General features: G+C 65.9%; 16 protein-coding genes. 6 read left to right on the top strand and 10 right to left on the bottom strand.

Going from position 1 to position 16892, the window contains the following annotated elements:
- Positions 1–146 precede the first annotated feature (146 nt).
- Positions 147–821 carry an extensin family protein gene (locus L8K25_RS08705; protein ID WP_242138478.1) on the bottom strand — a complete coding sequence of 225 codons (675 nt, stop codon included), beginning with the start codon at positions 819–821 and terminating at the stop codon, positions 147–149.
- Positions 822–855: 34 nt separating this feature from the next.
- Positions 856–1488 (bottom strand): DUF4328 domain-containing protein, encoded by a 633-nt coding sequence (locus tag L8K25_RS08700; protein WP_242138477.1) that lies wholly within the window; start codon positions 1486–1488, stop codon positions 856–858.
- 147 nt (positions 1489–1635) lie between these two features.
- Between L8K25_RS08700 and L8K25_RS08695 the strand changes: the two genes are divergently transcribed.
- The 4 genes from L8K25_RS08695 to L8K25_RS08680 all read left to right on the top strand — a co-directional run bounded on the left by L8K25_RS08695 (position 1636) and on the right by L8K25_RS08680 (position 6048).
- The gene (locus L8K25_RS08695) at positions 1636–2766 is read left to right on the top strand and encodes a phosphoserine transaminase (RefSeq protein WP_242138476.1); all 1131 of its coding nucleotides are present in this window, start codon (positions 1636–1638) and stop codon (positions 2764–2766) included.
- 139 nt (positions 2767–2905) lie between these two features.
- Entirely contained in the window at positions 2906–4483 is a 1578-nt protein-coding gene (gene serA, locus L8K25_RS08690) for a phosphoglycerate dehydrogenase (RefSeq protein ID WP_242138475.1), read from the top strand.
- A 63-nt stretch (positions 4484–4546) separates the two neighbouring features.
- Positions 4547–4942 carry a DUF559 domain-containing protein gene (locus L8K25_RS08685; RefSeq protein ID WP_242138474.1) on the top strand — a complete coding sequence of 132 codons (396 nt, stop codon included), beginning with the start codon at positions 4547–4549 and terminating at the stop codon, positions 4940–4942.
- Entirely contained in the window at positions 4939–6048 is a 1110-nt protein-coding gene (locus L8K25_RS08680; RefSeq protein ID WP_242138473.1) for an ATP phosphoribosyltransferase regulatory subunit, read from the top strand. Before L8K25_RS08685 ends, L8K25_RS08680 begins: the two co-directional genes overlap by 4 nt.
- 262 nt (positions 6049–6310) lie before the next feature.
- Here the strand turns inward: L8K25_RS08680 and L8K25_RS08675 are convergent, their stop codons facing one another.
- Positions 6311–6991, bottom strand: a complete 681-nt coding sequence (locus L8K25_RS08675) for a hypothetical protein (protein WP_242138472.1) — start codon at positions 6989–6991, stop codon at positions 6311–6313.
- Positions 6992–7213: 222 nt separating this feature from the next.
- Between L8K25_RS08675 and L8K25_RS08670 the strand changes: the two genes are divergently transcribed.
- Positions 7214–8503 (top strand): adenylosuccinate synthase, encoded by a 1290-nt coding sequence (locus L8K25_RS08670; protein WP_242138471.1) that lies wholly within the window; start codon positions 7214–7216, stop codon positions 8501–8503.
- A gap of 81 nt (positions 8504–8584) precedes the next feature.
- Complete coding sequence (locus tag L8K25_RS08665) at positions 8585–8923, top strand: hypothetical protein (RefSeq protein WP_242138470.1); 339 nt, start codon at positions 8585–8587, stop codon at positions 8921–8923.
- A gap of 89 nt (positions 8924–9012) precedes the next feature.
- Here the strand turns inward: L8K25_RS08665 and aroC are convergent, their stop codons facing one another.
- The 7 genes from aroC to L8K25_RS08630 all read right to left on the bottom strand — a co-directional run bounded on the left by aroC (position 9013) and on the right by L8K25_RS08630 (position 16855).
- Entirely contained in the window at positions 9013–10092 is a 1080-nt protein-coding gene (aroC, locus tag L8K25_RS08660) for a chorismate synthase (RefSeq protein ID WP_242138469.1), read from the bottom strand.
- Between the two features lie 145 nt (positions 10093–10237).
- On the bottom strand, positions 10238–11032 hold the full coding sequence (locus L8K25_RS08655; RefSeq protein WP_242138468.1) for a helix-turn-helix transcriptional regulator: 795 nt from the start codon (positions 11030–11032) through the stop codon (positions 10238–10240).
- A 295-nt stretch (positions 11033–11327) separates the two neighbouring features.
- Positions 11328–12677, bottom strand: a complete 1350-nt coding sequence (locus L8K25_RS08650) for a M1 family aminopeptidase (protein WP_242138467.1) — start codon at positions 12675–12677, stop codon at positions 11328–11330.
- 1255 nt (positions 12678–13932) lie between these two features.
- Positions 13933–14148: a hypothetical protein gene (locus L8K25_RS08645; RefSeq protein ID WP_242138466.1), complete on the bottom strand. Its 216-nt coding sequence runs from the start codon at positions 14146–14148 to the stop codon at positions 13933–13935.
- Positions 14148–14951 carry an enoyl-ACP reductase FabI gene (gene fabI / locus L8K25_RS08640; RefSeq protein WP_347272077.1) on the bottom strand — a complete coding sequence of 268 codons (804 nt, stop codon included), beginning with the start codon at positions 14949–14951 and terminating at the stop codon, positions 14148–14150. Before fabI ends, L8K25_RS08645 begins: the two co-directional genes overlap by 1 nt.
- Positions 14948–15907: a YihY/virulence factor BrkB family protein gene (locus L8K25_RS08635; protein ID WP_242138465.1), complete on the bottom strand. Its 960-nt coding sequence runs from the start codon at positions 15905–15907 to the stop codon at positions 14948–14950. The genes fabI and L8K25_RS08635 overlap by 4 nt, the downstream gene beginning before the upstream one ends.
- Before the next feature lie 6 nt (positions 15908–15913).
- Positions 15914–16855, bottom strand: a complete 942-nt coding sequence (locus L8K25_RS08630; RefSeq protein ID WP_242138464.1) for a DnaJ C-terminal domain-containing protein — start codon at positions 16853–16855, stop codon at positions 15914–15916.
- Between the last annotated feature and the right edge of the window lie 37 nt (positions 16856–16892).

The following is a 16892-nucleotide window of genomic DNA, read 5'->3' as shown; positions in this document are numbered from 1 at the left end:
AAGGCGGCGCTTGATGCAGGCGTCAAACAGGCGAGGCGGTCAATTCGCCTCTTCCTCCTCCCGTTCGTTTCGAGCGAAGTCGAGAAACCCGGCACCAGCGCAGGTTTCTCGACTTCGCTCGAAACGAACGGACAGAGGGGGGTGTCTCAGCGACAGAACCCGGCGCGATCATCCTCGATATGCAGATGGTTGTAATGGACCGCGTTGTAATCCGGGCTCAGCACCGTGCCGAACCGGCGGCAGGCCGAGGCGCGGATCGTACGCAGGAAGGCGCGGATGTTGGGGTCGGGGTTGTTCCACCCGCCCTGGATCGTGATCCGCCGCCCGTCCTGAAGCACGAACCCCGACACGTCGACCGCATTGGCGGTGGCATGGCCCGAGCGTCGTGCGGCATAGGCGGCGCTGGTCCCGACGACGTTGCGGCAGGCATAGGTCCCCATGCTCTCGATCCGCACCAGATCGCTCCCGAGCATCTGGTGCGCCGCGGGGACGACCGCATGCTCGACCCAGCCCGAAAAGCTGCGCGCGAGCCCGCAGCGCATCGCGCGGAGATTGGTGACGGGGATCCCGATGTCGAGCAATTGCACCGCGCCGACGATCTGGCACCCGCCGCCAAAATCGCGGTCGGGCAGGGGAGAGTAACGCACCTCGGCGCGCGACAGGTCGGCGAAGCACGCCTTGGTCTCGCGGCTGGTCGGCAGGTCGAGCGTGATCGGGCGCGCGCCCGCCGGGCGCTGCGGCGCTTGCGCGTTCCGTCGGTCTCCCGATGCGCAGGCGGCGAGCGAAAGGGTCAGCAGAACAACGGCAAGGCTACGAAACATGCCAGACCGTTAGCGTCTTCCGGTGCCCGTATCGCTATCCAAAAATCTGCGCTTCGACGCGCGCACGCTGATTTGCGCCGAGCCGACGGATCAGGACGATCAGCAGCAGCGCCATCGGTACGTCGATCACGAACGTCAGGATGTTGAGCGCTCCGCTCATCCCGATGTCGAGGAGGTTCCTGACGCTGGCGATGGCCTGGTAATTGGCATTGCTCAGACCGAGGCGTACCAGCCACAGGCCCCACCAGATTCGCATCCCGACCGGCACGGGTACGATACCGGTGGTATTCGGCGCGATACTGGCCTGCCAGATCTCGCGCATCGCTTGGAACGGTTTGAACAGGTTGATGATCGGTATGAAGTAGGAACCGACTGCCCAGCCTGGCGACATCGTCATCCCGCCGGAAAACAAGTGTGCCCGTATGCTTGCGTTGTGGATCCAGCGTGCGAAGCATACCACGGACAAAGCAAACGCTGTCATCGAACAGATGTTGGTCGCGATGCTAAAGCGCTTGACGAAGTCCAGCGCGGGCGGGGACCAGATGTTGCCGAAACCCCCGAGGCTGACGATGAGCAGTGCGCCGGACACTGCAACCCCCAGATCCGTGACAAGCCACAAGACGATGGAATACACCGCAGCGGGTTCGCGCGGATCGATGATCTTCATGTGATTACCCCCCGGTAAGCCTACATCCTGAACGATCGTTGCGCGTGTGTCGACGGAAACGACTTGACGTTGCGCGGCACGGGCTTAGGAGCGGCAACGGGCCACGCGGTCCCAACGCCGCGCGTGCTCTCTGTAAGGAGAGACTACATGACTGAACTGCCTGCGCGTCCTGCGCACCTGCCTGCACGCCCGTATTTTTCCTCGGGCCCGTGCGCCAAGCCTCCGGGCTGGTCCGCCGCCAATCTCGCAACCGACTCGCTGGGGCGCTCGCACCGCTCGAACATCGGCAAGACGCGGCTGCAATATTCGATCGACCTGATGCGCGAGCTGTTGAAGCTCCCCGATACGCATCGCATCGGGATCGTTCCCGGCTCCGATACCGGCGCTTACGAAATGGCGATGTGGACGATGCTGGGTGCCAAGCCCGTCACCGCGCTCGCCTGGGAAAGCTTCGGCGAGGGCTGGGTCACCGACGCGGTCAAGCAGCTCAAGATCGATCCCACCGTCGTGCGCGCCGATTATGGCCAGCTGCCCGATCTGAACGCGGTCGACTGGTCGAACGACGTGCTGTTCACCTGGAACGGCACCACCTCGGGCGTCCGCGTCCCCAACGCCGACTGGATCCCCGCCGACCGTGAAGGCCTGTCCTTCGCGGACGCGACCAGCGCGGTGTTCGCCTATGACATCGACTGGGACAAGATCGACGTCGCGACTTTCTCCTGGCAGAAAGTGCTGGGCGGCGAGGGTGCGCACGGCGTGCTGATCCTCGGGCCGCGCGCGGTCGAGCGGCTCGAAAGCTATACGCCTGCGTGGCCGCTGCCGAAGGTGTTCCGCCTGGTCTCCAAGGGCAAGCTGACCGAAGGCGTTTTCAAGGGCGAGACGATCAACACGCCCTCGATGCTCGCGGTCGAGGACTGCATCGCAGCGCTCGAATGGGCGAAGACGGTCGGCGGCGCGGACGGGCTGATCGCGCGCAGCGACGCCAATGCCGCCGCGCTCGACCAGATCGTCGCGGACCGGCCGTGGCTCGGGCACCTCGCGGCGGACGAAGCGACGCGCTCGAAGACGAGCGTCTGCCTGACGGTCGAGGGTGCGGACGAGGCGTTCATCAAGGCGTTCGCCGGGCTGCTCGAAAAGGAAAAGGCGGCCTATGACATCGCGGGCTACCGCGATGCACCTCCCGGACTGCGCATCTGGTGCGGCGCGACCGTCGACACCGCGGATATCGTCGCGCTCGGGCCCTGGCTCGACTGGGCCTATGCGAGCGTGTCGAAATAACGTCCGTCACCCCGGCGAAGGCCGGGGCCGCCCCGTAATTCGGGCGTGACGCGACCAACATGCCGGCCCCGGCCTGCGCCGGGGTGACGATCATTAGTAAATTCAGGCCCCGCCAACCCCGGGGCAACGGAGACATCCTATGCCAAAAGTCCTCATTTCCGACAAAATGGACCCCAAAGCCGCGCAGATCTTTCGCGAACGCGGCGTCGAGGTCGACGAGATCACCGGCAAGACCCCGGAAGAAGTCATCGCGATCATCGGCCAGTATGACGGCCTGGCGATCCGCAGCTCTACCAAGGTGACCAAGGCGATCCTCGCCGCCGCGACCAACCTCAAGGTCATCGGCCGCGCCGGGATCGGCGTCGACAATGTCGATATCCCCGCGGCGTCGGCGCAGGGCGTCGTCGTGATGAACACCCCGTTCGGCAACTCGATCACCACCGCCGAGCATGCCATCGCGCTGATGTTCGCGCTCGCGCGCCAGCTTCCCGAGGCCGACGCCAGCACGCAGGCGGGCAAGTGGGAGAAGAACCGCTTCATGGGGGTCGAGCTGACCGCCAAGACGCTCGGCCTGATCGGCGCGGGCAACATCGGCGGGATCGTCGCGGATCGTGCGCTCGGCCTGCGGATGAAGGTCGTCGCCTATGACCCGTTCCTCTCGCCCGAACGCGCGGTCGAACTCGGCGTCGAGAAGGTCGAGCTCGACGAGCTGCTCGCGCGCGCGGACTTCATCACGCTCCACACCCCGCTCACCGACCAGACGCGCAACATCCTGTCGGCGGAGAATCTCGCCAAGACGAAGAAGGGCGTGCGCATCATCAACTGCGCGCGTGGCGGCCTGATCGACGAGGCGGCGCTCAAGGCCGGGCTCGATTCGGGCCACATCGGCGGCGCGGCGCTCGACGTGTTCGTGACCGAGCCCGCCAAGGACTCGCCGCTGTTCGGCACGCCCAACTTCGTCTCGACGCCGCATCTGGGGGCCTCGACCGACGAAGCGCAGGTCAATGTCGCGATCCAGGTCGCCGAGCAGATGTCGGATTATCTGATGTCGGGCGGGATCACCAACGCGCTCAACGTGCCGTCGCTCTCCGCCGAGGAAGCGCCGCGCCTGAAGCCGTACATGGCGCTCGCCGAGAAGTTCGGGTCACTGGTGGGTCAGCTGACGCACGGCGCGATCGCGCGGATCTCGATCCACGCCGAGGGGGCCGCGGCCGAACTCAACCAGAAGCCGATGGTGTCGGCGGTGCTCGCCGGGTTCCTGCGGACGCAGACCGACACGGTCAACATGGTCAACGCGCCATTGCTCGCCAAGGAGCGCGGCATGGAAGTCCGCGAAGTCCGCACCGAGCGCGAGGGCGATTACCACACGCTGCTGCGCGTCTCGGTCAAGACCGATGCGGGCGAGCGCTCGGTCGCGGGCACGCTGTTCGGCGACGCCGCGCCGCGGCTGGTCGAACTGTTCGGGATCAAGGTCGAGGCCGATCTGGCGGGCCACATGCTGTATGTCGTCAACGAGGATGCGCCTGGGTTCATCGGTCGGCTGGGGACGTTGCTTGGCACGGGTGGGGTCAACATCGGGACGTTCCACCTTGGTCGCCGCTCGGCGGGCGGCGAGGCGGTGCTGCTGCTGTCGATCGACGAGGCGCTGACGCCGGAGTTGCTCGCGCAGGTGCGCGCGCTGCCGGGCGTGGTGACGGCGATGGGCCTGGCGTTCTAGAACAGAAAAGGTACGTTCCTCTTCTCCCTCTCCCCTCCGGGGAGAGGGCCGGGGAGAGGGGCCGTGCCACAAACCGACAAGCTGTTGCTGGCGCGTGCCAAACACATGCGCAGCAACCCCACCCCCGCAGAGGCACGCCTCTGGTACAACCTCCGCGCCAAACGATTCGCGGCAGTCAAGTTCACCCACCAGGTCGTGATCGGCCCGTTCATTGCCGACTTCGTGGCGCGTTCCCGAAAATTCGTGATCGAGCTTGACGGCGACACCCACGCCGACGACGAGAGCGCCGACGCCCGCCGCACCGCGTGGCTCGAACGACAAGGGTATCGCGTGATCCGCTTCGACAATGCCGACGTGATGGGAAATCTCGACGGCGTGCTCGGGACGATCGGCGCTGCGCTTGCGGCTGCCCCTCTCCCCGGCCCTCTCCCCGCAGGGGAGAGGGAGAAGGACATTTGATGACCACCGCTCTCCTCCCGACCGGCTTTCGTGACCGGCTCCCTCCCTTCGCCGACGCCGCCGCGCGGCTCGAGGCTGCCGCGCTTGCCGCTGCCTACGCCTATGGCTACGAACGCGCCGACCCCGCGCTCGCCGAGTTCGAGGCGGGCCTCGCCGGCCGCCTCAAGTCCGCGCGCGCGCAGGATGCGGTGCGGTTCGTCGATCCGGTCAGCCAGGCGACGCTCGCGATCCGCCCCGACATGACCGCGCAGATCGGCCGGATCGCCGCCACCCGGATGGCGCATCACCCGCGCCCGGTGCGGCTCTCCTATGCCGGCCCGGTGCTCAAGCTGCGCGCCTCGCAACTCGCGCCCGAGCGCGAACTCCGCCAGATCGGGTGCGAGTTGATCGGGCTGGATACCGTCGCGGCGGCACGCGAAGTGGTCGAGGTCGCGGTCGCGGCGCTCGAGGCGGCTGGCGTCACCGACATCTCAATCGATTTCACGCTCCCCGACCTGATCGACGTGCTCGCAGGCGGGCCGTTCCCGATCGACGCGGCGCAGATCGACGCCTTGCGCGACCGGCTCGATGCCAAGGACGCGGGCGGGGTCGCGGCAATTGCGCCCGCCTATCTCCCGCTAATCGAGGCCGCCGGCCCGTTCGAGACCGCGCACGACCGGCTGTGCGCGTTCGACGCGCGCGGGGCGCTGACCTCGCGGCTCGACGCCCTGTGGAAGATCGCGGACGGCCTCAAGGGCCGCGTCGCGCTGACGCTCGACCCGACTGAGCGGCACGGGTTCGAATATCAGAGCTGGCTCGGCTTCTCGATCTTCGCAGGCGGCGTGCGCGGCGAGATCGGGCGTGGCGGCACCTATACGATCATGCACGAAGGCGGCGCGGAGGAATCCGCGGTCGGCTTCTCGCTCTACGCCGATGCGATCGTCGCGGCGGGGCTCGCCGAGGTCGACCGGCTGCGGCTGTTCGTGCCCGTCGGCACCGCGCCCGTAACCGCGGCAGCAATGCGCGCGGCGGGCTGGGTCACGGTCGCGGCGCTCGAGGCGGGGGATACGCCCGAGGCGCAGCTTTGCACGCACGTGCTCGCGGAGGGTGAAGCGCGCGCGGTCTAGTCGGCTGGGGTGAAGCAGGACGTCCTCTCGACAACCGTCATACCCGCGAAGGCCGGACCTCTGCGAAAGTCGTTCTACGGCCCCTTGATTTGCTGTTTTCCCGCGAAGGCGGGAATCCAGGGCCAGGCAAAATCACGGCTTACAATTCTCGCGACTCCTGGGCTCCCGCTTCCGCGGGAGAACACCTATGGTCTTGCAGAGGCCATGCCTCGGCGGGAATGACGGAACGCTTGCCACTCCGAGCCTGACGACAATCCCGTCGCTAACACGGCCCCAGCGCCAGCATGGCGGCATGCTCGAGCGGGCCGGCGTCCCCCGCGGACACATAGAACCGCCCCTCCAGAATTGGTCCATGGACCCTGGGCCGCGAAACGACCGTCCCGGCCACGCGGAGTGCGAGCAGGTCTCCGGTCCGGCGGCGCGTGATCCCCTCAAACGCGGCGGCGGCAGTGGGCCGCAAGGCGATCGACAGGTACCAGTCGTCTTCCTCCTCGCGGCGAACCACTTCGGCGCGAAGCACGCTCGCCCGACAGAGCTGCAAGGGACCGAACCACGCACCGGCACGAAGGGCGACGGTCGCGCGCGCGAACGCCTGTTCGGCCCGCTGCAACGCGACGTCGGCCTCCTGCAGGGCAGCGGTTACGTTCGCCATGGTACACGCCCGGCGGCGCCGCGGCGGCGGGTCACCGAGCACGTCCTCTTTGGATCGCGCCCAGATCTCGCTGATCGCGCGATGCAGTTTCATCGAGCGTTGCGTGCGCGCCGCAAGCGCTGCGTCAGCATCAAGGCGTGGATACCGGTCGAGGCATTCGCCCACCGCGTCCAGAGGGGCGTCGATGCCGTCCAGCGTGGCGGCGAGCTCGCGCGGGATTTCTCGCCCGAGATCGCCATAAACCTCGCCCGTCTCCACCCGCGCGGCAGCCAAGAGTATCGCAAGCAGCATGTTGATCGCCCTCCCCCCGTCCAGTCTATCCGGAATGCCTCCCCCGTCCCCCCGGCGAAGGCCGGGGGTCGGCCCGGTTTCTGTCTTGACCGCCGGTCCGCGTGCAACCGGGCGGCTCCGGCCCTTCGCCGGGGAGACGGCGCAGACGCAATAGGCATGGACCCCCCGCCCCCCGCGCATTAGGGCTGCACGCTTTGTCACAGACGATGTGTGGAACAGACCGTGGGAAACGTAGCAGTGATCGGCGCCCAATGGGGCGATGAAGGCAAGGGCAAGATCGTCGACTGGCTCGCCGAGCGCGCCGATGTCGTCGTGCGCTTCCAGGGCGGGCACAATGCGGGGCATACGCTCGTCGTGGGCGAGAGCGTCTACAAGCTGTCGCTGCTTCCCTCGGGGATCGTGCGCGGCACGCCGTCGGTGATCGGCAATGGCGTGGTGCTCGATCCGTGGGCGCTCAAGGCCGAAGTCGAGAAGCTCCGCGGCCAGGGCGTGACGATCACGCCGGACACGCTGATGCTCGCCGACACCTGCGCGCTGATCCTGCCGTTCCACCGCGATCTCGACGCGCTGCGTGAGGATGCGAGCGGGGCGGGCAAGATCGGCACGACGCGGCGCGGGATCGGCCCGGCCTATGAGGACAAGGTCGGCCGCCGCGCGATCCGCGTATGCGACCTCGCGCATCTCGATTCGCTGGGGGCACAGCTCGACCGGCTGACCGCGCATCACGACGCGCTGCGCGCAGGTTTCGGCGAGCCGCCGATCGACCGCGACGCGCTGGTGCAGGAGCTCCGCGAGATCGCCGATTTCGTCCTGTCCTTCGCCAAGCCCACGTGGCGCGTGCTCAACGATGCACGGTCGCGCGGCAAGCGGATCCTGTTCGAGGGCGCGCAGGGCGTGTTGCTCGACGTCGACCACGGCACTTATCCGTTCGTCACCTCGTCGAACACGATCTCGGGCACCGCGGCGGGCGGCTCCGGCCTGGGCCCGAGCGCGGTCGGTTTCGTGCTGGGGATCGCCAAGGCCTATACCACGCGCGTCGGTTCGGGCCCGTTCCCGACCGAGCTCGAGGACGCGACCGGCGAGCAGCTCGGGATGCGCGGCCATGAGTTCGGTACCGTCACCGGGCGCAAGCGTCGGTGCGGCTGGTTCGACTCGGTGCTGGTCCGCCAGTCCGCCGCCGTCGGTGGCATCACCGGGATCGCGCTCACCAAGATCGACGTGCTCGACGGGTTCGACGAGGTGAAGATCTGCACCGGCTACCGCCTGCGCGGCGAGACGCTCGACTATTTCCCCGCGCATGCCGCGGACCAGGCCGAGGTCGAGCCGGTCTATGAGAGCATGCCCGGCTGGCAGGAAACGACGGCAGGCGCGCGCAGCTGGGCCGACCTCCCCGCGCAGGCGATCAAGTACATTCGCCGGATCGAGGAACTGATCAAATGCCCGGTCGCCTTGGTCTCGACCAGCCCCGAGCGCGAGGATACGATCCTCGTGCGCGATCCGTTCGCCGACTGACACGAAAAAGGCCCCGACCGCTCGCGCGGCCGGGGCCTTTTTTTTAACCTGTCAGCGCAGGATGATTACATCGGGCGCTTCTTGCTGCGCTTCGACTTGGTCGTCGTCGCGGTCGTGTCGGTCGTCGAACCGGTGCTCATCGCCGAGTCGGTCGAGGTTGCTGGGCTGCCTGCGGTCGTCGAGGTGCTCGACTGCGTGCTGGACGACATCGACGGATCGGTTGCGGTCGAGCCCATCGGCGCGCCCGGCATCGTCGAGGGTGAACCGGTCGTGGTTCCGGTGGTCGAACCGGTCGACGGCATGCCGCCTGCGCCTGCACCACCGGCTGGGGCGGTCTGGGCGATGGCTGCGGTCGAAAGGCCGAGGGCGGCAATGGTTGCCAAAGTTGCGATACGCATGGGGTCTGGTCCTCTTCTGTGACGTGACCTTCAAATGGGTCGGGGTAATAACGACCGACTTGGCGTTTGGTCGCTCCCTCTATCGCCAAAATTAACCACCTTATCGGTTTGTTACCCGATTGTTGTGCCACATTGCGCGCGATGGAGCAGCTTCTGGTCGGCGAGCACCAGCGCGACCATCGCAGCCACCACGGGGACGCCGCGGATGCCGACGCAGGGGTCGTGGCGCCCCTTGGTGGCGATTTCCGTCGCCGCGCCATCGGGCGCAATCGTCGCGACCGGGGTGAGGATCGAGCTGGTCGGCTTGAACGCGACGCGCAGCGTGACCGGCTGCCCCGTCGCGATCCCGCCCGCGATCCCGCCCGCGTGATTGGCGAGGAATTCGGGGCCGTCCACGCCGGGGCGCATCGGATCGGCATTGTCCTCGCCGCGTAGCGTGGCGGCGGCAAAGCCGTCGCCGATCTCGACGCCCTTGACCGCGTTGATCCCCATGCATGCCGCCGCCAGCTCGGCGTCGAGCTTGGCATAGAGCGGCGCGCCCCAGCCTGCCGGCACGCCCGTGGCAGCACAAGCGACCACCGCGCCGAGCGACGAGCCCGACTTGCGCGCGGCGTCGACCAGCGTCTCCCACCGCGCCGCCGCCACCGCATCGGGGCAGAAGAACGGGTTGCGGCCGATCTCGTCCACGTCGAAATTGGCCGGGTCGATCGCGTCGCCGCCGATCGCCTCGACCCAGGCGGTGATCGTCACCTCGCTGACGACCAGCCGCGCGACCGCCCCTGCCGCCACCCGCGACGCGGTTTCGCGCGCCGAGGAGCGCCCGCCGCCGCGATAATCGCGAAAGCCGTATTTGGCGTCATAGGCATAATCGGCATGGCCCGGGCGATACGCCTTGGCGACTTCCGAATAGTCCTTCGAACGCTGGTCGACATTCTCGATCATCAGGCTGATCGGCGTGCCCGTGGTCCGCCCCTCGAACACGCCCGAGAGGATGCGGACCTGATCGGGCTCTTGCCGCTGCGTCGTGAAGCGCGAGGTGCCGGGGCGACGCTGGTCGAGCCACGGCTGGATGTCGGCCTCGGTCAGCGGGATGCCCGGCGGGCACCCGTCGACCACCGCGCCGATCGCGGGACCGTGCGATTCGCCCCAGGTGGTGAAGCGGAAGACGTGGCCAAAGGTGTTGAAGCTCATGCCCTCCCTGTCATCCGCCTGCGCGCGTGGGTCAAGCCGTCGGGCGTTGTCGGCGTTCCGTTCGATCGTCGACCCGCGCAGGTGAACGTCCCACCTTGGTGGACAGCAGACATTCCTTGCCCGGTAAAGCAGTCGGCGTCCGCATTCAGCGGTAAGGAACATCACCCTCCGGTCGGAGAATGCCGCCGGCCATCCTGCCTTCTGGATCCAGCGCGACCGACATGAATACCTCGCCGTTGGCAAACACCAGATTGTAGGCGTCGTCGCCCATCATACCTCGCCCGCGATACGTGACCGACTTAAGCGCGCCCAGCTTTTGGAACATGGGATGTGTCATGGGCAGATCCCCACGGACGACGTCGGCAAACCGCGGAGAGAGTTTGTCATAGTCGGGCGCGCCGCTCGCTAGACCGGCGACAAGGCGTCGCAACGCAGCTTCGGTGCCGGCAGTCGGAACCGAGCTGGGAGCGACGGACGGTACCGACGGAACCCTTGCCGGCGGCCCGGCCTGTCCCGCGATGGCGCCAGAAGACTGAACCCACATCATTATAGCTGCTGCAGCAAAAACGCTCATTAGCATTGCTCCTGAGACCAGATAGACAAGGTGCCGCCGTGTGATCCACGCGGTCTCGTTTCGCGGGGCGGCAATAGGGCTGCCTTCTTCCGGCCTGGCACTTCCCTGCGGAAGGTCCGACACAGCGGGTACCAGTCGACCGGAACGATCTACCGACTCCACGAGCTTCGCCGCTTCAAGTGATGAGGAAAGACCCAGCTTGGCGCGGGCCATCTTCAACCGCTTCTCCACGGCATGAGGCGAGATACCAAGATCGAGCGCCATTTGCTTGGCAGTCTGGTGGTTCAGGCAGCGTTTCAGGCATTCCCGCTCCGCTAACGTCAGGCGCAGGATCGCTGCTCGCGTGCTTCGGTCTATCACGTCCATGCTCATGTCGCCCAACGTAGCGCTTTATACGTCCGTACCAACCTCGGCCGTCTGGTACTCCTCTGGTACCCGAAGCCACGACCCCATTCGGGCACACCCGCTATGCCCGGAGTAGCTGTTGATTGAGAGCTGCCGGTCGCTTTTAGGGCGATGCGCGCTGGCACTTGAACGCGGAACGCAGTCGGTGGTGGGAAGCGGAACGGCAACTTTCGGGAGGCGGGTGGCAATAGCCGACATTGCGGGGCTCCAGCTTTCACCAAAAGGGATCCGATTTCCGGAAACATCACGGACCAGGCTATTGCCGCTGCCGATCCGAAAGGCTGTCACCGAACACCCATTCGGCGAACAGCGGTCGCAAGTCCCGGCCACTCGATTCCTCCATCGCCCGCTCCAGGTCGATGCTGGTGACCGTGCCGCCCGCATGGTCACGGGTGTAGCGACGCAGGCCTGCCCAGAACGCGGCATCGCCGAGCGTGACACGCAGCTGCGCCATGAACAGCGCGCCCTTGCTGTATTGGATCGCGCGCCGGACGCCCAATGTCGGGTAGCTCCCATTCCAGGCCAGCGGCTTGTCGAAGCCCGTCACACGCGCCTTTTCAAGCCGGCCCTTCGCTACATCGAGTTCGGCATCATAGGCGCCGCGGCCGTAGCGGTGCTCTTTCCACGCGGCCGTCATGAAGGTGGTGATACCCTCATTCAGCCAGAAGTCCTTGAGGGTCTCGCACGTGATGAGATTGCCCCACCACTGATGGGTAAGTTCGTGCACGATCGCCCAATCCTCTGACGCATCATCTGGCTTCATCGGCAACGCATTGGTGCCGAGGACCGAATATGTCGCCGCCTCCTGCGCCTCACCGCCATCGACCAGAAGCTGGCTGTAGTCGGCGACGGGAAGCGGCACTCCGGCCTTTGCGGAGAGGAAAGCGACCATCCCTCTTGTCCCTGCCAAGCGTCGTTTCAGCTGGTCCGCGTCGGCAGTGTCGCTCAGATAGGTGAGCATTTTTGATCCGACCCACTCGCGGACCTGCGTGAATCGACCCACTGCGAAGCCATAAAGATAGGCCGAGTAGGGTCGGGGCGCTTTCCAGCTTTGGACTTCGCTGCCGTCCGGTGTCGGTCTCCGCGCGATCATGCTGCCTACCGACAGGCTGGTCATTCCGGCCGGGACACGCAGATCGAGCGAGAAGACGGCCTTCTCGCCGAACTTGTTCTGAGAACAGACCATCCAGTCGCACGCGAAATAGCTGGTGTAGAGCGTTTCTGCCGAGCCGGCGAACCCACGCGCGGGGCGGCCATGATAGGATAATTCGAGCTTCACGGTACGTCCGCGCCGAAGCTGCCGAGGCAGGTGGAAGCTGAGCACGTCGCCTTCCACGGTGTGGGCGAGCGCCACGCCATCAAGGACCGCACTGTCGATGCCAAGAGCATTGGCGGAGAAGTTCAGGCGACGAACGCCATCCACCGTTGCGCGCAGCGTGATCGCCTCACGCCCTGCAACGGTCCTGTTCTGGATGTCAGGGGTAAGCGCCAGCCTGTAGCTCGTCACTTCGAACCCATCACCAGGCCTATTGGAGGCGAGCGCAGGGCTACACAGGAACACCAGAGTCGTCCCGGCCAACGATGGTACCAAAATTCTGCGGATCACTAACGCCCCTTTATATGGCTTGGGGTTGGTGAGGAACGTCCGATAGCTTGACGTTACGAGATGGACTTAGCAGTTGCTCGATCGGCTATACGCGCCCGGCGCTGGCGAATTTTCCATGGCACTGCGACCATGACGAACACCATCAATCCGACGAATATCCAAATCTGATCCGTCATACCTTGCAGCCAAGCGATGCATATGACGCACGGCACTGCGATTACGGGTGTAATCTTAGTGGACCACCATAGGACGGCACCCCATCCTGGCCGATCCCAAATTTCCTTACTGAGGTTTAGCAGTATGAGCGTTGCCACGACTTTCAAACCCAGCGTGATAGCGACCACCCAACTCAAAAGGTCGAGCAGTGTGGAGAAGCCGAACGTCATCATGCAACGACGATGCAACGGGGACCGCTTTGGAACAAGGCGTCAGCGCCTTAAGCGTGCGCCGCTTCTCTCTCGCCATTCCCGGTTGGGAACCCATAGCCGGGACAGTCGCCTAGGAGACCGCTGTAGTGGTCGCCTGGGGCACCTGCTTTTCTAAAATCTGTTCCCAATTGCTTTTTCCCAAAATGGCATGGCGGTGACGGAAAAACGGGAAAGATCGCGCTTAACGAATGGCTGCTTTCGGGAGCTCGGGTCGCCAGCCTGAACGACCGGGTGTGGTCGATTGCGGTCCGTCCGCTTCCATCCCCGAAAGCTGCATGTCCGCTTCCGGAATGGTGGCGGCCTGCATTAGCGGCTGAACGTCACGATCTGGTGGGGCAGCTGACCTGGCGGAGATGACGGTGGGGGGACGAAATTCCTTGCAACCTGTCCGTCATTCCGGCGTAGGCGAGCTCCCTTGCGAAAGTCGCTCGGCGCCCGACCGTCATCCCGGCGAAGGCCGGGGCCGTCTGGTTACCCGGGCGTGCCGGTGCGATCGGGCCCTGTATCGCCGGTTGCGTCTGAACAACAGGCCGGCCCCGGCCTGCGCCGGGGTGACCGGGGGGGGTGTGACCCTTTCATGGCGGCCCCCGACGCATTTGGTTGAAACAGCGCAAATTGGTCGATTGGGGACCGGCCGCTTCCGCCGGCCGGACATACGACAGCGCCAAACGCACCCAGCTGCGGCTCACCCCAGCTGGATCAGTTCCAGGCGGTTACCGAACGGATCCTCGGTAAAGAACCGCGTGCGCCCGGGGAGCGGCACGTCCTCGCCGATCGGACAGCCGGCATCCTGAAGCCGATGCGCAGCGCGGCAAGGTCGTCGGTCGTCAGCGCGACGTGCGCCTTGCGTGCGGGATGGAAATCCGCGTCCGCGCCGAGATGGAGCTGGTGGAGACCGAGATCGTACCAGCACCCGCTCCGCCCGCCAGAATTGCGGGACGGTCGAGTTCGCGCAAGCCCAGCCGCGTGCCGTAAAAGCCAGGCGCTTCGGTCTCGCTACCCGGCGGGATGGCGATCTGCACGTGGTCCAGCGCGAACGCCATTACGCCAGCGCGATGTCCGGCGCGTCCTCGGCCTTCATGCCGATCACGTGATAGCCTGCATCCACATGGTGCGTCTCGCCGGTCACGCCGCTCGCGAGGTCGCTCAGCAAATACAGCCCCGCCCCGCCGACGTCCTCGATCGTCACGTTGCGCTTGAGCGGCGAGTTGAGCTCGTTCCACTTGAGGATCAGGCGGAAATCGCCGATTCCCGAGGCGGCAAGCGTCTTGATCGGCCCCGCCGAGATCGCGTTGACGCGGATGTTGTCGCGCCCGAGGTCGACCGCGAGATATTGCACGCTCGTCTCGAGCGCGGCCTTGGCGACGCCCATGACGTTGTAATGCGGGATGACCTTCTCCGCGCCATAATAGCTGAGCGTCAGCAGCGCGCCGCCGTTCGGCATCATCGCCGCCGCGCGCTTGCACACCGCGACGAACGAATAGACCGAGATGTTCATCGTCATCAGGAAATTGTCGAGGCTGGTGTCGACATAGCCGCCACGCAGCTCGTTCTTGTCGGAGAAGCCGATCGCATGGACGACGAAATCGATCGTCGGCCATTCCTTCGCGAGATCCGCGAAGGTCGCGTCGAGCGCCCCCATGTCCGACACGTCGCAATCGAACAGTCGAGCAACGCCCAGCTGTTCCGCCAGCGGGCGTACGCGCTTTTCCATCGCCTCGCCCTGGTAGCTGAACGCGAGTTCCGCCCCCGCTTCGCTCAGCTTCTTGGCAATCCCCCAGGCGAGCGAGCGATCATTGGCCAAACCCATGATCAACCCGCGCTTGCCCGCCATCAATTCCGTCACGCCGCTACCGCCTCCTGTTGGTCTGTTGCGCTCTCTACCCCTTGTTCGGGCGGTTCCGCCAGTGCTGCATTGAGATGCGCCCCGAACACGATCCCCAAACCGACCAGGAAGAAGAACAACAGCGCGACGATCACGCCCGCCAGGCTGCCATAGGTCAGGTCATAGCTGCCAAGTTGCGACAGTACCAGCGGCAGCAAGGCGGTGATGGTGATCCACCAGACCGTGGTGAACAGGGCACCAGGCCATTTGGGGCATTTGCTGACGCGGTACTTCGATGGGGTGACCGAGAGGAACAGCATGTACAGCGCGCCGAACATGACCACGCCCGGCACCGCGCGCGACAGGCCGATCCAGCCCGCGACATTCTCCGCAAACGGCAGCAGCGCATAGATGAACCGCTCCGCCGCGGTCAGCATCCCCTGTACCAGGAAGGACAACAGCGCGAGCACCACCGACGCGACGATCACGAGCATCGAGCTGATCCGGTAATGCCAGAACGGCTTGCTCGACTTGACGCCATAGGCCCGACGGAAAATATCCCGGATCGTTTCGACGAAACTGCCGACGGACCACAAGGCCACCAGCGCACCGATCCACAGCAGCGATCCGGTCCTGGCCAGCAGCACGTCGTGGATCGGCTTTTCGAGCAGTTCCGCGACGTTCCCGGGCAGGACGTGCAGGAAGGATGCGACCGCACGCTGGGTCTCGGCGCTCTGGCCGAGCAGCGAAGCGATCGCCGCCGCCAGAATGAAGAACGGGAAAACGGTGACCAACGCCAGATAGGCGAGGTTACCCGCATGGATGAAACCATCGGAGAAGACGCCGATCAACGCGCGCCGGGTGACCTGCCAGGCCCGCGCCAGCAGCCGGGCATTGGGCGCCACATTATCGGGGTGGATCCCCGCCTCGCCACGGACGGCACGTTCTTCGGGCGAAGCGGGGGATACATCACTCATCCGGAGTCAGACGCCCATGTCGCCCCTGGGGTTCCCTAAGTCGCGGTCTTTCCAGCCTTGTACGAATTCGATCAGCGCATCGTCATCGACCGGGAGATCGACCATGAGCGTCACCATCTGGTCGCCCCGCGTGCCGTCCTTGCGGTGGAACCCGCGCCCGCGCAGCCGCAGCACTTTGCCCGAGGACGAGCCCTTGGGCACCGTCAGCATCACCGCGCCCTCGACCGTCGGCACGCGCACGCTCGCGCCGAGTACGGCTTCCGACAGGCTGATCGGCAGGTCGAGCAGGACGTTGTCGCCGTCGCGCGAGAAGAAGCGGTGCGGTTCGATCTCGAGCGTGACGATCCCGTCGCCATTGCCCCCCGGCCCCGGCTGGCCCTTGCCCGCGAGCCGCATCTGCGCGCCGCTCTCGAGTCCTGCGGGGAGCTTGAGGTCGATCGTCTTGCCGTCGGCGAGCGTGATCCGCTGCGGTTTGGCGGCGGCGGCGTCGGTGAACGGGACGTCGAGCTTGTAGAGCACGTTCGCGCCCTTGGGCTGTTCGCGATTGCGCCCGAACCCCCCGAACCCGCCCGAGAAACCGCCGCCGCCGCGACCGCCGCCCGAGAACATGCCCTCGAAGATGTCGCTGAGGTCGGGGCCGTCCGCCTGGAACCCCTGCCCGCCCGGCCCGGGACGGAACCCGCCGCCGCCACCGGCCTGCCCACCGAAGCCGAACGGCGACGCGGGGTTGCCGTCGCCGTCGATCTCGCCACGGTCGAAACGTGCGCGCTTGTCCTTGTCGTTCAGGATATCATAGGCTTGCGTCACCTTGCCGAAGCGGTCGCTGGCCTTGGGGTTGTCCTTGTTGCGATCGGGATGGAGTTCCTTGGCGAGCTTGCGATACGCCTTCTTGATGTCCGCTTCGCTGGCGGTGCGTTCGACGCCCAATGTCGTGTACGGATCGGCCACTTCTATCCCCGGTGCTGGTCTTTCCCCGTATTTGGGG

Source organism: Sphingomonas sp. TREG-RG-20F-R18-01 (assembly GCF_022662475.1).
In the GTDB taxonomy this organism is placed as follows: Bacteria; Pseudomonadota; Alphaproteobacteria; order Sphingomonadales; family Sphingomonadaceae; genus Sphingomonas.
The sequence above is the reverse complement of the archived record's forward strand: the minus strand, read 5'-3'. Positions and strand labels throughout refer to the sequence as shown.